The organism is Pseudomonas sp. PONIH3, assembly GCF_002934345.1.
Lineage (GTDB): Bacteria > Pseudomonadota > Gammaproteobacteria > Pseudomonadales > Pseudomonadaceae > Aquipseudomonas > Aquipseudomonas soli.
On sequence record NZ_CP026386.1, the window covers coordinates 2,542,683 to 2,557,094 of the forward strand.

The following is a 14,412-nucleotide window of genomic DNA, read 5'->3' on the forward strand; positions in this document are numbered from 1 at the left end:
ATGCATCAACTCACTCTGGCCGAAATCGCCCGCGGTCTCGCCGACAAGTCGTTCTCCTCGGAAGAACTGACCGGTACCCTGCTGTCGCGCATCAAGCAGCTCGACCCGCAGCTCAACAGCTTCATCACCGTCACCCAAGCACAGGCCCTGGACCAGGCGCGCGCCGCCGACGCCCGCCGTGCCTCTGGTGAGACCGGCGCGCTGCTCGGTGCGCCGATCGCCCACAAGGACCTGTTCTGCACCAACGGCGTGCGCACCAGCTGCGGCTCGAAGATGCTCGACAGCTTCACCGCCCCGTACGACGCCACCGTGGTCGCCAAGCTGGCCGAAGCCGGCATGGTCACCCTGGGCAAGACCAACATGGACGAATTCGCCATGGGCTCGGCCAACGAGTCCAGCCACTACGGCGCGGTGAAGAACCCGTGGAACCTCGAGCACGTGCCCGGCGGTTCCTCCGGCGGCTCGGCCGCCGCCGTGGCCGCGCGCCTGCTGCCGGCCACCACCGGTACCGACACTGGTGGTTCGATCCGCCAGCCGGCAGCCTTCACCAACCTGACCGGCCTCAAGCCGACCTATGGCCGCGTATCGCGCTGGGGCATGATCGCCTACGCCTCGAGCCTCGACCAGGGCGGCCCGCTGGCCCGTACCGCCGAAGACTGCGCCCTGCTGCTGCAGGACATGGCCGGCTTCGACGCCAAGGACTCTACCTCGGTCGACGAGCCGGTACCGGACTTCAGCGCCAACCTGAACGCCTCGCTGCAAGGCCTGCGCATCGGCCTGCCGAAGGAATACTTTGGCGCCGGCCTCGACCCGCGCATCGCCGACCTGGTTCAGGCCAGCGTCAAGGAGCTGGAAAAGCTCGGCGCGGTGGTCAAGGAAATCAGCCTGCCGAACATGCAGCATGCCATCCCGGCGTACTACGTGATCGCCCCGGCGGAAGCCTCCTCCAACCTGTCGCGCTTCGACGGCGTGCGCTTCGGTCATCGCTGTGAAGATCCGAAAGATCTGACCGACCTGTACAAACGCTCCCGTGGCGAAGGCTTCGGCGCGGAAGTGCAACGCCGCATCATGGTCGGCACCTACGCTCTGTCGGCCGGCTACTACGACGCCTACTACGTCAAGGCGCAACAGATCCGCCGCCTGATCAAGAACGACTTCATGGCCGCGTTCGCCGACGTCGACGTGATCCTCGGCCCGACCACGCCGAACCCGGCCTGGAAACTTGGCGCCAAGAGCAGCGATCCGGTCGCCGCCTACCTCGAAGACGTCTACACCATCACCGCCAACCTGGCCGGCCTGCCGGGCCTGTCGATGCCAGCCGGCTTCGTCGACGGCCTGCCGGTGGGCGTGCAACTGCTGGCCCCGTACTTCCAGGAAGGCCGCCTGCTCAACATCGCGCACCGTTACCAGCAAGTCACCGACTGGCACACCCGCGCCCCCAACGGCTTCTGAGGAGTTCACACATGCAATGGGAAGTTGTGATCGGGCTGGAGATTCATACCCAGCTCGCCACCCAGTCGAAGATCTTCTCCGGCAGCGCCACCACCTTCGGCTCCGAGCCGAACACCCAGGCCAGCCTGGTCGACCTGGGGATGCCTGGCGTGCTGCCGGTGCTCAACCAGGAGGCCGTGCGCATGGCGTGCATGTTTGGCCTGGCGATCGATGCCGAGATCGGGCCGCGCAACGTGTTCGCGCGCAAGAACTACTTCTACCCCGACCTGCCCAAGGGCTACCAGATCAGCCAGATGGACCTGCCGATCGTCGGCAAGGGCCACCTGGACATCGCCCTGGAAGACGGCACCATCAAGCGCATCGGCGTGACCCGCGCGCACCTTGAAGAAGATGCCGGCAAGAGCCTGCACGAAGACTTCAACGGCGCCACCGGCATCGACCTGAACCGCGCCGGCACCCCGCTGCTGGAGATCGTCTCCGAACCGGACATGCGCAGCGCCAAGGAAGCCGTGGCCTACGTCAAGGCCATCCACGCCCTGGTGCGCTACCTGGGCATCTGCGATGGCAACATGGCCGAAGGTTCGCTGCGCTGCGACTGCAACGTGTCGATCCGGCCGAAGGGCCAGACCGAGTTCGGCACCCGCTGCGAGATCAAGAACGTCAACTCGTTCCGCTTCATCGAACGTGCGATCAACAGCGAGATCCAGCGCCAGATCGACCTGATCGAGGACGGCGGCAAGGTGGTGCAGGAAACCCGCCTGTACGACCCGAACAAGGACGAGACCCGCTCCATGCGCAGCAAGGAGGAAGCCAACGACTACCGTTACTTCCCCGACCCGGACCTGCTGCCGGTGGTCATCGAGCCAGGCTTCCTCGACAGCGTGCGCGCCGCCCTGCCGGAGCTGCCACCACAGAAGGTCGAGCGCTTCCAGAGCCAGTACGGCCTGTCGGCCTATGACGCCAACGTGCTGGCCTCCAGCCGAGAGCAGGCCGACTACTTCGAACAGGTGGTGAAGATCGGCGGCGATGCCAAGCTGGCCGCCAACTGGGTGATGGTGGAACTGGGCAGCCTGCTGAACAAGCTCGGCGTCGAGATCGACCAGTCGCCGGTCAGTGCCGAATACCTCGGCGGCATGCTGCTGCGCATCCGTGACAACACCATCAGCGGCAAGATTGCCAAGACCGTGTTCGAGGCCATGGCCGCCGGCGAAGGCGATGCCGACAGCATCATCGAAAGCCGCGGCCTCAAGCAGGTCACCGATACCGGCGCGATCGACAAGATGCTCGACGAGATGCTCGCCGCCAACGCCGAACAGGTCGAACAATACCGCGCCGCCGATGAAGCCAAGCGCGGCAAGATGTTCGGCTTTTTCGTCGGCCAGGCGATGAAAGCGTCGAAAGGCAAGGCCAACCCGGGGCAAGTGAACCAATTGCTCAAGGCCAAGCTCGAAGGGTGACCCCAATCGCGGTGCAAGTCGCATCGGCGCACCGCCGCTCCCACGATCTGTCGTGGGAGCGGGCTTGCCCCGCGATCGTCTGCGGCAACACCGGAGTGTCCGACTTGCTAAAACGATCCCTCACCACCCTCACCCTCTTCTCCGTCCTGGCCGGCTGCGCCAGCCACGACATCGACCCCCGCGGTTACAACGAAACCGGCACCGCCTCCTATTACGGTTCACGCCACCATGGCAAACGCACTGCCAGCGGCGAGCCCTTCAACCAGCATGGCCTCACCGCCGCCCACCGCAGCCTGCCCTTTGGCAGCCGTGTGCTGGTCACCAACCTGGCCAACCAGCGCAGCGTTGTGGTACGCATCAACGACCGTGGCCCGCACACCCGCGGCCGGCTGATCGACCTTTCACGCGCAGCCGCAGAAAAAATCGACATGCTCCGTAGCGGAACCGCGCGAGTCCGGGTACAAGGTCTGAGCGATTGACCTGACTGGAGCCCTCGCCATTTTCGACCTGGCCACCCTCCCCGCCTTCAGCCTGCTGCAACTGGGCCTGGGCCTGCTGCTGATGATCTTTGGTGCCGAGCTACTGGTACGCGCCGCTCTGCGCCTGGCCAGCCGCCTGCACGTGCGCCCTCTGATCATTGGCCTGAGCCTGGTCGCCTTCGGCAGTACGGCGCCACAGCTGACCGTGAGCCTGCAAGCCGCCTACCAGGGCGCGCCGGATGTCGCTGTGGGCAGCGTCGTGGGCAGCAACATCTTCAACGTGCTGGTGATCCTGGGCCTTGCCGCACTGATCATTCCGCTGCGTGTGTCACGCCAGCTGGTGCGCCTGGATATCCCATTGATGATCCTCGCCAGCGCCCTGGTATACCTGCTCGCGCTCAACGGTGAACTGGGGCGGCTCGAAGGCGGCCTGCTACTGCTCGGGTTGACCGGTTACCTGGCCATGCTCTGGCATCAGTCGCGCCACTACGCCCGCACCTACCCGGCGCCATGCACCAAGCACGCCAGCCCGCTGCGCTTCTGGAGCGGGGCACTGCTGCAGATTCTCCTGGGGCTGGGGCTGCTGAGCCTGGCGGGTTACCTGGTACTGGAGGCAGCCGTCGAGGTGGCGACCGACCTGGGCCTGTCCGAACGCATCATCGGCCTGACCGTGGTTGCGGTATGCACCTCGCTGCCGGAACTGGCCGCCGCGCTGATCGCGGCCCTGCGTGGCGAACGGGAGATCGCCGTGGGCACGGTGATCGGCAGCAACCTATTCAACCTACTGGCGGTGCTGGGGCTGACGGCAGTGACCGCACCCGCTCCCTTGTCGATTTCACCCAATGCACTGGACTTCGACCTGCCGGTGATGCTCGGCGTCGCCGCGCTGTGCCTGCCAGTATTCTATTCAGGCTACCGGGTAACCCGCGCCGAAGGCCTGGTATTCCTGTGTCTTTACCTGGCCTACGGCCTGCACGTGGTGACCTTCACCACCGGCCTGCCATTGGCCGGACGCCTCGAACAACTGATGCTGTTCTATGTAATGCCGGTGCTCGGGGTCGTGCTGCTTTACACGACGATCCGCGCCTGGCGCCGCCAACACTAAGGAAAACAACATGGCCGACACGAAACAGACGGGTGAACGTATTCGCCGCCAGGTGATGGGCGATGCGTTCGTCGATCGCGCCCTGGGCAACGCAACGGCGTTCACCCAACCGCTGCAGGACTTCGTCAACGAACATGCATGGGGCAGCGTCTGGGCCCGCGACGGGTTGCCGCTGAAGACCCGCAGCCTGATCACCCTGGCCACTCTGACCGCGCTCAAGTGCCCGCAGGAACTCAAGGGCCACGTACGTGGGGCGTTGAACAATGGCTGCACGGTCGAGGAGATTCGCGAGGCGTTGCTGCATTGCGCGGTGTATGCAGGGGTGCCGGCGGCGATCGATGCGTTTCGCGCGGCGCAGGAAGTGATCGACAGCTATCAGGCGAGTACCGCGGATTAAACGGCGAAACGCCAGAGGCTCATGGAGATCCCCTGGCGCCCGTCAAGACGACCTGCCTCAACCAACCGGCCGCAGGCCCTGGCTCATTCCGAACAGAAACAGTAAAAGATCATGATCTGGCTGAGCCTGCGCCTGGTCAGCCTTCACCACACGAGGCAACGGGCACTGCCCACCCTCCCCGGCCTTGCTGAACACCATGGGCCGCGGTTGCTCCCAGGCCGCCGCCGCTGCGGTAGTCACCGCTAACGCCGCAACCAGGAACAAAGCTCGAGCGATTTCTAGTTTCATTGCCCTAAACCTTTGACAGCGCTGCCAAACGCCATTTGGTAAAAGTAGAGCAAGGTTTGCCACTCCGCTTCACTGAACGACGAGTGGCGACGCAATTGACGCAGGTCGTTGTACGCCGCCCGCTGGCAACTGATGCGCCGACGGCATTTCTCCAAATCCAGCAATGCGACCTCCACCCGGGCCTGCTCGCCTTCGCCATATACCTTGACGAACACATGCTTGCCATACAGGCAACCATGCTGCCAATGGCCCAGGTGCATGCGCGCCAGATTGTCGGCCAGGTCCTTGAACATGCGCTCTTGCACTGCCTGTGGGTATCGCTCGCGAGCCCCCGAGGCATGCCAGGTGTCAAGATCGACAAAGCCGTCTAGGGCTTCACTGACCAGCAACGCACGCCACTGGTGATCGGCGTCACGCTCGGCACCTGCATAGACGATACGGGGTACCCGCACGCCCAGTTGCTCGAAACTGTGCAACGCATCAAGTTCGCGCAACACCGTGGGGCGCCCGAAGGGATGCAGAAGGCTGCGGTAGATATGCCCGACCTGGCGTTTCGCATACAGCATGTGGCCGTGGTCATCACTCAGTCGTTGCACGCCGCTCTCGCCGCCACGCCGCTGGTTGGGTTCCTCGACCCATTCCCCTTGCTGCTGCCAGTAAAAATCGAACTGTCTGGATTGATGCTGCGCTACCGCCATGACCCTTTACCCCTTGCGCAATACGTAAACTCGCCACATGGCATAGAACGGCAGAAAGTCGAGACGTTCCTGGATTCTGAAGCCAGCTGAGGAAAACTCTTCTTCCACTGTAGCCGCAGGTAACACAAATCGATTTTGGTAGCTGTCCTGCGCAGCCCGGAGGCTGCGCCGAGCCTCAAGCTTGCGCCGACGCCAAGCTTTGAAATTGCCGTCCACCCACAACGACAAAATCACACTATCACGGCTAACCCTTTGAAATTCAGAGAGAATTGTCTTTCGATGCGCGGGATCACCTATGTGATGGAACAGGCGCATGCAGAAAATGCTGTCCACCGCGTTGTCCGGCAGATCGATCGCAAAGGCGGAAGTCTGCAAGGGCCGTACCCGCTTGACGATCTCTGGCGGTTGTGCCGCACAGGCTGTCTCAATCATCGCGGCAGAATTATCTGCCCCGATGATGACCCGGTTGGCTTTTTCCGCCAGCAAAGGCCAGAACCGTCCTGCACCACAGGGCAGATCGAGCACCAGCCCCGGCTCGCCGGCAAGCGCCAGGGCTCGTCGCGCCAGTTGTTCGTCGCGCTGGTGGGAAAGGCGCCGAGCCAGGCCATCCTGGTGCTTGAGAAAATACTGACGAGCATGATCCCGGTCGTATTTTTCCGAGAATTCGAGTTTGATGGGGCTACGCATTGGGCATCTCCTGACTCCAGTGCGCCCACCTTATGCAGGCGGACGTTGGCGTCAGGTCATGCCTATGTGAAAAATCCGTAGGAAAAATCAGCAGGTGTTACCGGAAGTTAATCCGGATCCAATATCCCGTCGGGTCCCGGCGGCAGTGGGGCTCCCTGGCTCAGGTCGACCCGGAAACGGCAACCATGGGGCAGCGTTGTCGTCAGGGTCACGCGCCAGCCCTGGTCGTCACAGATGCGCTGCACCAGTGAAAGGCCCAGCCCCAACCCTTCGCCCCGACGCTCGTCGCCTCGCACGAAGGGCCGGAACATCGCTTCGCGCTGCTCCTCAGGGATTCCTACCCCACTATCTTCCACGCTGAAGCCATTGGCCTCCAGGCTGAGACGGATATAACCGCTATCGGTGTAGTGGGCGGCATTGCGCAACAGGTTGCCCATCACCGACTGCAGGAATGTAGCGTTGTACAGCACCGGGCTGGCGCTTACCCGGCCGTCGTAATACAGCGCCAGTCCCTTCTGTTCGATGGTGTCGCGCCAAACGCCGATCAAGTCGTCACCTACCTCGCGCAGCGACGCCCGTGAGGCCACAGCGCCCTCGTCTCGCTGCGCCCTGGCGAGCATCAGGAAAGTCTTGACCAATTCGCGCATCTCCTCGGTCGCCCGGACGATACGCTCGACATGGCTGCGAGCACGGGGTTCGAGATTGGGGTTCTCCATCAACAGCTCGCACGAAGTGGCCAGGACCATCAGCGGCGTTCGCAGCTCGTGGCTGACATCACTGGTGAACAAGCGCTCACGGGTCAACGCATCACGCAGGCGGCCCAGGGTATCGTCGAAAGCGACGGCCAACTGGCCGACCTCGTCCGCCGCATAATCCGGTGCCAATGGCGGCGCCAATCCCAGCAACTGGTCACGGTGGCGGACCTGGCGCGCCAGACGGATCACCGGTGCCATCACACGTCGCGCCAGCAGCCAGCCGAGAATCACCGCAAGGGCCAGGCTGAGCACGAAACCGACCACGACAACGGCGAACAACACTCGCTCGCGCTCTTCGAAGTCGCTCTGATCCTGCAGCAGCACATAACGTCGGCCGTCAACGATCTCGACCATCGCGTGGTACGAGAGCTGATCACGAAATACCTCGTGAAAACCTGCATCCAGGTGACGCAGGTCCTTGGGTAGTTCGAAATCGTCGCGCCCGCCGCTGAAGTAGAACAACTGGTCGGGACGCGGCCGGTGGCTCCAGTCGCTGACGCTGTCCATGCGCAGCAAGCGTTGCAAGTCGCCACCGAGCACAGAAGAGATCAACCGCTCTTCAACCAGGTGCACTGTGGCGACAATGCCGAAGGCAAAGGCCCCGGCCACCAGCGCGCTCATCAGCGCAAAGGCGATGATGATGCGCTGGGCAAGGCTCTGCTTAAACTCCATCACGGCCCTCGGCGAGGCGATAGCCGACGCCATGGACGGTATGTAGCAACGGTTTTTCGAAAGGCTTGTCAATCACCTGGCGCAGCTGGTGCACGTGGCTGCGCAGGCTGTCGCTGTCGGGGCAGTCATCGCCCCACAAGGCTTCTTCCAGTACTTCGCGGCGCAGTACATGGGGGCTCTTCTGCATGAGTACGGCCAGCAGTTTCAGACCCACAGGGTTGAGCTTGAGCAGACGGCCCTGGCGGGTCACCTCGAGGGTGTCGAGGTCGTAGGTCAGGTCGACCACCTGCAAGGTGCGCCGGCCGCCCCCCTGGGCACGGCGCAGCACTGCCTCGATGCGCGCGGCCAGCTCCGACAAAGCAAACGGCTTGAGCAGGTAGTCGTCTGCGCCCGAGCGGAAGCCTTGCAGGCGGTCGTCCAGCTGGTCGCGGGCGGTGAGCATGATCACCGGGGTGTCGCGGCGGGCATCCTCGCGCAGACGTTTGCACAGGGTGTAACCGTCGATGCCCGGCAGCATGATGTCGAGCACAATCAGGTCGTAGTGTTCGGTCGCGGCCAGGTGCAGGCCAGACAGGCCATCCTGGGCACAGTCGACGGTGTAGCCCTTCATGCCGAGGTAGTCGGCCAGGTTGGCCAGAATATCGCGGTTGTCTTCAACCAAAAGAATGCGCATCAAGATCTCCTTTGCGGCGCTTCGCCGGGCGCGGCAGGCGCAGCTTACGGCCATTGCGCGCATGGTGCCATGCCCTGAAGCTAAAACACCGGCCTTGACAGTTTTTTCACCGATCATTCACGGACACAGGATAGCGGCCCGAGGACAATGCACCGTCTCGTCCACCCTCTGGAGTCACCATGCAGGCTAGCGTCTCCCCTCGTCCGATCAACCCATGGCTTTACATGGGCATCCCGTTTATCACTGTCGTGACCCTTGTTTTGCTGGAATGGACTTCGCTGGACATGGACCTTGCCAACCTGTTCTACGAACCGACCGCCGGCGGATTCATTGGCCGCCACAGCTATCTGCTGGAAAACATCCTGCATGACCGCGTCAAGCAGGGTGTGATCCTGTTCGGTCTGCTGGCATTGACCGGGTTCGCCCTGAGCTTCTTCTGGAACCGAGTGGCGGGCTGGCGCCGCGAGCTAGGCTGCCTGGTACTGGCGCTGGCGCTGTCGACGGCCTTCGTCACGCCACTTAAGAAGGTTACCCAGGTGCAGTGCCCCTGGAGCTTGACGCAGTTCGGTGGCAAGGAGACCTACAGCAAGTTGCTCGAAGCCCGTCCGGCCACCGACAAGCCTGGCCTGTGCTGGCCCGGTGGGCATGCGGCGACCGGGTTCTGCCTGTTCGGCCTGTTCTTCATGCTGCGTGACCGCAAGCCACGTCTGGCCCGGGTCGCGCTGGCAGTGGCCTTCGTCGCCGGGTCGGTGCTGTCGATCGGGCGGATGATGCAGGGCGCGCATTTCCTGTCACACAACGTGTGGACAGCGGTGTTCTGCTGGCTAATCGGGCTGGGGTCGTACTACCTGATTCTGTATCGCCACGCGACGACCAAGCTACCTGCTGTCGAGCGCAGCGCAGCCTGATCCCTGGCAGGGACAAGGAAAACGAAGAAGCCCCGGTTCTCACGAACCGGGGCTTCTTCTTGGTACCGGGGGTAAGGCTGGCTTACATCATGCCGCCCATGCCACCCATGCCACCCATGTCAGGCATGCCAGCAGCTGGCTTGTCTTCCGGCAGGTCGGCAACCATGGCCTCGGTGGTGATCATCAGACCGCCGATCGAAGCTGCGGCTTGCAGGGCCGAACGGGTGACCTTGGCTGGGTCCAGGATGCCCATCTCGATCATGTCGCCGTACTCGCCGGTAGCGGCGTTGTAACCGTAGTTGCCCGAACCTTGCTTGACCTTGTCAGCGACAACACTTGGCTCGTCGCCGGCGTTGGCAGTGATCTGGCGAAGCGGCGCTTCGACTGCGCGACGCAGCAGGGCAATACCGACGTTCTGGTCTTCGTTGTCACCTTTGAGGTCAACGATGGCCGCCAGGGCGCGAACCAGGGCAACACCGCCGCCAGGCACCACGCCTTCTTCAACGGCTGCACGGGTAGCGTGCAGGGCGTCTTCAACGCGAGCCTTCTTCTCTTTCATCTCGACTTCGGTGCCTGCACCGACCTTGATCACGGCAACACCGCCAGCCAGCTTGGCCAGACGCTCTTGCAACTTCTCACGGTCGTAGTCCGAGGTAGTGTCGGCAACCTGGGCACGGATCTGGGTAACGCGCGCCTGGATGTCGGACTCTTCGCCAGCACCGTCGATGATGGTGGTATTTTCCTTGGAAAGGATGACGCGCTTGGCGTTACCCAGGTGCTCCAGGGTGGCGGTTTCCAGGGACAGGCCGATCTCTTCGGAAATCACGGTGCCGCCAGTCAGGACAGCGATGTCCTGCAGCATTGCCTTGCGGCGATCGCCGAAGCCTGGTGCCTTGACTGCGGCGACCTTGACGATGCCACGCATGTTGTTGACCACCAGGGTAGCCAGGGCCTCACCCTCGACGTCCTCGGCAACGATCAGCAGCGGACGACCGGCTTTGGCTACAGCTTCCAGTACCGGCAGCAGCTCACGGATATTGGAGATCTTTTTGTCGACCAGCAGCAGCAGCGCGCCTTCAAGCTCAGCCACCATGGTATCCGGCTTGTTGACGAAGTACGGCGACAGGTAGCCACGGTCGAACTGCATGCCTTCGACGACAGACAGTTCGTTTTCCAGGCCCGAGCCTTCCTCAACGGTGATCACGCCTTCTTTACCGACTTTTTCCATGGCTTCGGCGATGATTTCACCGATGGAGTTGTCGGAGTTGGCGGAGATGGTACCTACCTGGGCGATGGCCTTGGAGTCGGCGCATGGCTTGGACAGGTTCTTCAGCTCGGCGACAACGGCAGCGGTGGCCTTGTCGATGCCGCGCTTGAGGTCCATCGGGTTCATGCCGGCAGCGACGGCCTTCAGGCCTTCGTTGACGATGGCCTGAGCCAGAACGGTGGCGGTGGTGGTGCCGTCACCGGCAGCGTCATTGGCCTTGGAAGCAACTTCCTTGACCAACTGGGCGCCCATGTTCTCGAAGGCGTCTTTCAGCTCGATTTCTTTGGCGACGGAAACACCGTCCTTGGTGATGGTCGGCGCGCCGAAGCTCTTGGCCAGAACCACGTTACGGCCTTTCGGGCCCAGGGTCGCTTTTACCGCGTCAGCCAGAACGTTGACACCAACCAGCATTTTCTTACGAGCGGAATCGCCGAATTTTACGTCTTTAGCAGCCATGATCGTTTAATCCTTGGAATTCTTTGGAGTAACGGGAAGTCGGGGAAATCAGCCTTCGATGACGGCGAGGATTTCGTTCTCGGCCATGACCAGCAGGTCTTCGCCATCGACTTTCACGGTGTTGCTGCCCGAGTAAGGGCCGAAAACCACTTTGTCACCCACTTTCACGGCCAGCGCACGTACTTCGCCGTTGTCCAGGATGCGACCGGTACCTACCGCAACGACTTCACCGCGGTTTGGTTTTTCAGCGGCCGAACCCGGCAGGACGATACCGCCAGCGGTTTTCGATTCTTCTTCGCTGCGACGGATGACGACGCGGTCATGCAGAGGACGAAGCTTCATTGTCGATCTCTCCCAAATTGTGGTTTTCATCGGCCGGTGCCAGCACCGGCGGGTTGATTCGATCCGGCGTTGCCGGGGATGGCCCGCAAATGGCGAACCACCTGTGTCATGTCTGGTGTTGCCACCAGAAACCTTGCGGTGACCACATACATGAGGCCGCCAAAATCGATTACAAGGCTTGAGAGGAAAAATTTTCAGCCCCCCATCGCAAAAGCGGGCCTGCCTCGCGACAGCTTCAGCCATCGCGGGGCAAGCCCGCTCCTGCAACACACCCTGGGTATTATTTATCGCGTCGCTCGTACTCGCCCTCGATCACATTCGGACGATGCCCGCCATCGCGGGGCTGGGCCTGGAGCGGATCGTCCTGGAACGCCCGCTGGCGCAGGGCCTGCTCTTCGGCGCGGCGACGCAGCCGACCGACCACCAGGCGTCGAGTGAACGGCAGCAGGCACAGCAGGCCCAGCAAGTCACTGATGAAGCCCGGCAGCAGCAACAGGCCACCACCGACGGTGAGCATCAAGCCCTGGAACATGTCCTCGGCTGGCAGTTCGCCGCGCTGCAGGCTCTCCCGGGCACGCAGGGCGGTGGCCAGGCCAGCAACGCGCATCACCAGCACCCCAAGGGCGGAACCGGCGATGATCAGCAGCAGCGCCGGGAAGAAACCGATTGCCGCACTGACCTTGACGAAGACGAACAGCTCCAGCACGGGGAAAAGCAGTAACAGCAATAGAAAAGCACGCATCAAGGGTTCCTCGACGGAAGAGAATCTTCCTGTAAGACCATCAGATGGATGCCTCGACGCAGGTTTTCAACCCTCGCCTTGCGACGAACCGGGCCATACATCCGCACGAGCCAGCGAAACCAAGGCCTCGCGAACTTGTGTCGGGGTGTTGCAAGTAGTGGGGAAAGGCAACCAGTAGATGCCCTGGCCTATACGCAAGTGCATGCCCTCGCTGTCGATACCAACCATGTGTGCCGAACGCGGTAGCCCTGACAGTTTTGCATAGTGGTCAATAGCATTGGCATGGTCGTCATTCATATGCTCGATCATGCTTTGTTCGGCTTGGCCCGCAAAGGGATTGGCCAGCGTCACCTGATCTAGCCAGTGGATCGCGCCGAAACCACCGATGTAGCGGTGGCGTACTGGCTCAAGCACCCAGAAGTCGAAATCGTGAGCCTTATGGTAGTTCGCAGATTCGGGGAAATACCGGTAGTAGCGACTCGCAGCAGCCTCGATAGCGGCATCGTCAGTGAGTTTGCGGGCCTCGGCCATTACCGTCAGCCGCCCGACTGCCTGGACATCCTCGGCGTCGCGCTCACCCACCAACAGCGAGCATTTGGGATCCCGCTGCAGGTTATGGGTATGCTGGGCGATGCGGCTGATGAGGATCAGCGGATGACCGTCGGCGTCGAGGCAATACGGCACCACCGAGCCGAATGGGAACCCTGGCATCGATTTGGAATGCGTGGAGAGGACACCGCGGTATTCCTTGAGCAGCAGTTCCCGGGCGGGGCGAAGGGCGTTGGTACTCACTGGAGAGGCTCCTGAAAAAATCAGCTGCAAGCTATAAGCTACAAGCGACAAGAAAAAGCAAGGCGGCACCGTCCGTTGAGACCGCACACACGACGCTTGCTTGCCGTTTGTAGCTTACTGCTAACGCCTGTTTTTACCAGGTAACGCCGAATCCGGCGGTATAGCGGGTTTTGTCCAGATCGCTGTCGCGGGTGCCCTTGATCAGGTCCTTTTCGGCCTTGAGGTTGAGCGAGGCCCACTCCGTGACTTTGTAACGCAGCCCCATCTCGGCATCCAGCGAGTAGTCGGCGACGCCGCCCAGCGGCTTGCCAAACTCGCCATTGGTGAAAAACTCGACTTTTTTGCCGATCAGGTAGCGGTTGTAGTCCCATTTCACCGCGGCGGAATAGAAATTGTCCTTGCCGCCATCGCGGTACTCGAAGTCCGTGCGGTTGATCAGCGAACCCAGCGAGAACGCGCCGAGTTCGTCGTCCCAGAACTGATAACCCGGGCCGGTACCGACGGTGCGCTGGCGGGCCAGATCCTCGATATGGTCACGCTTGTATTCCAGGCGCCCCTGCCAGAACCACTTCTCGGTGATGAAACGGTCGAGCGCGTACTCGGCGCTCCAGTTATTGGTGGTGGTGACATCGTCCTTGGTCTCGCGGTTGTACTCGCCCTCGGCGTTGTGCCGCCAACGGCCATGACGGGCGGTGGTCTTGAAGCTGACGTCATAGTCGTCGGTGTTGTTCTCGGCGCGCTTGTAGTCCATCGCCACATCGACGTTGCCCTTCCACAGGAAGTCTTCGACCACGGGGCGCGGCTTCATGATCTGCTCGATGCTGGCCAGCTCCACGGTCTTTGGCGCCTCGCCATTGGCCAGAGTCACCTTGCCGGGTTCAGCGGCTTTCAGCGACTTGGCCTTCTCGCCGCTGTACGCATCTTGCTTGACCAGCAGTTCCTGATCGCTTTCCAGCGTCTTCACCTGTTTCCAATCCAAGGCGATCGAACCGCCATAGGGGGTTTCCAGCAGCAGCTTGCCGCCATCGAAGACCTTGATCTTGCCGCTCAGGCGGTCACCGTTCTTCATCCACACGGTGTCAGCGAGCACGGGCGTACAAAGGGATGCAGCGATGAAACACAGCAGGGTTCTAGAAGACATAAGCGCAATATGGGTTCGATTCGACGAAAAAGCCGGGCATTATCCAGATACCGACAACCTGAGCAAGGACAGACCCAGACCATGCCGATGAGTTCCACTCG

Annotated in this window: 16 protein-coding genes; 6 read left to right on the forward strand and 10 right to left on the reverse strand. The window is 62.0% G+C overall.

What is annotated here, in order from left to right:
- From gatA to C3F42_RS11800, 5 genes are all read left to right on the forward strand, one after another.
- On the forward strand, positions 1-1,452 hold the full coding sequence (gene gatA, locus C3F42_RS11780; RefSeq protein ID WP_104444476.1) for an Asp-tRNA(Asn)/Glu-tRNA(Gln) amidotransferase subunit GatA: 1,452 nt from the start codon (positions 1-3) through the stop codon (positions 1,450-1,452).
- An 11-nt stretch (positions 1,453-1,463) separates the two neighbouring features.
- Positions 1,464-2,909, forward strand: coding sequence for an Asp-tRNA(Asn)/Glu-tRNA(Gln) amidotransferase subunit GatB (gene gatB, locus C3F42_RS11785; protein WP_094010211.1), 1,446 nt, complete (start codon positions 1,464-1,466; stop codon positions 2,907-2,909).
- A 104-nt stretch (positions 2,910-3,013) separates the two neighbouring features.
- Positions 3,014-3,388 (forward strand): septal ring lytic transglycosylase RlpA family protein, encoded by a 375-nt coding sequence (locus tag C3F42_RS11790; protein ID WP_031315376.1) that lies wholly within the window; start codon positions 3,014-3,016, stop codon positions 3,386-3,388.
- 61 nt (positions 3,389-3,449) lie between these two features.
- Entirely contained in the window at positions 3,450-4,493 is a 1,044-nt protein-coding gene (locus C3F42_RS11795; RefSeq protein ID WP_038707423.1) for a calcium/sodium antiporter, read from the forward strand.
- 10 nt (positions 4,494-4,503) lie between these two features.
- Entirely contained in the window at positions 4,504-4,890 is a 387-nt protein-coding gene (locus tag C3F42_RS11800) for a carboxymuconolactone decarboxylase family protein (protein WP_023629763.1), read from the forward strand.
- 57 nt (positions 4,891-4,947) lie between these two features.
- On the opposite strand, the gene C3F42_RS11805 is transcribed toward C3F42_RS11800, so the two are convergent.
- The 5 genes from C3F42_RS11805 to colR form a co-directional block, all read right to left on the reverse strand.
- Complete coding sequence (locus C3F42_RS11805) at positions 4,948-5,178, reverse strand: hypothetical protein (protein WP_023629764.1); 231 nt, start codon at positions 5,176-5,178, stop codon at positions 4,948-4,950.
- Positions 5,175-5,876 carry a lipopolysaccharide kinase InaA family protein gene (locus C3F42_RS11810; protein WP_023629765.1) on the reverse strand — a complete coding sequence of 234 codons (702 nt, stop codon included), beginning with the start codon at positions 5,874-5,876 and terminating at the stop codon, positions 5,175-5,177. Before C3F42_RS11810 ends, C3F42_RS11805 begins: the two co-directional genes overlap by 4 nt.
- A 6-nt stretch (positions 5,877-5,882) precedes the next feature.
- Positions 5,883-6,563 carry a class I SAM-dependent methyltransferase gene (locus C3F42_RS11815; protein WP_094010212.1) on the reverse strand — a complete coding sequence of 227 codons (681 nt, stop codon included), beginning with the start codon at positions 6,561-6,563 and terminating at the stop codon, positions 5,883-5,885.
- 107 nt (positions 6,564-6,670) lie between these two features.
- Positions 6,671-7,990: a HAMP domain-containing sensor histidine kinase gene (locus C3F42_RS11820; RefSeq protein ID WP_023629767.1), complete on the reverse strand. Its 1,320-nt coding sequence runs from the start codon at positions 7,988-7,990 to the stop codon at positions 6,671-6,673.
- A complete protein-coding gene (gene colR / locus C3F42_RS11825; RefSeq protein ID WP_023629768.1) occupies positions 7,980-8,663 on the reverse strand; it encodes a two-component system response regulator ColR in 684 nt (227 codons plus the stop codon). Before colR ends, C3F42_RS11820 begins: the two co-directional genes overlap by 11 nt.
- 179 nt (positions 8,664-8,842) lie before the next feature.
- On the opposite strand from colR, the gene C3F42_RS11830 reads away from it, so the two are divergent.
- Positions 8,843-9,571, forward strand: coding sequence for a phosphatase PAP2 family protein (locus tag C3F42_RS11830; RefSeq protein ID WP_104444477.1), 729 nt, complete (start codon positions 8,843-8,845; stop codon positions 9,569-9,571).
- 82 nt (positions 9,572-9,653) lie between these two features.
- Here the strand turns inward: C3F42_RS11830 and groL are convergent, their stop codons facing one another.
- The 5 genes from groL to C3F42_RS11855 form a co-directional block, all read right to left on the reverse strand.
- Entirely contained in the window at positions 9,654-11,294 is a 1,641-nt protein-coding gene (groL, locus tag C3F42_RS11835) for a chaperonin GroEL (protein WP_023629770.1), read from the reverse strand.
- A 48-nt stretch (positions 11,295-11,342) separates the two neighbouring features.
- Positions 11,343-11,636 (reverse strand): co-chaperone GroES, encoded by a 294-nt coding sequence (locus tag C3F42_RS11840; protein ID WP_003260750.1) that lies wholly within the window; start codon positions 11,634-11,636, stop codon positions 11,343-11,345.
- 280 nt (positions 11,637-11,916) lie between these two features.
- Positions 11,917-12,378: an FxsA family protein gene (locus C3F42_RS11845; RefSeq protein WP_023629771.1), complete on the reverse strand. Its 462-nt coding sequence runs from the start codon at positions 12,376-12,378 to the stop codon at positions 11,917-11,919.
- A 66-nt stretch (positions 12,379-12,444) separates the two neighbouring features.
- A complete protein-coding gene (locus C3F42_RS11850; protein ID WP_023629772.1) occupies positions 12,445-13,170 on the reverse strand; it encodes a HugZ family protein in 726 nt (241 codons plus the stop codon).
- A gap of 133 nt (positions 13,171-13,303) precedes the next feature.
- Positions 13,304-14,311: a DUF481 domain-containing protein gene (locus tag C3F42_RS11855; RefSeq protein ID WP_023629773.1), complete on the reverse strand. Its 1,008-nt coding sequence runs from the start codon at positions 14,309-14,311 to the stop codon at positions 13,304-13,306.
- Positions 14,312-14,412 lie beyond the last annotated feature (101 nt).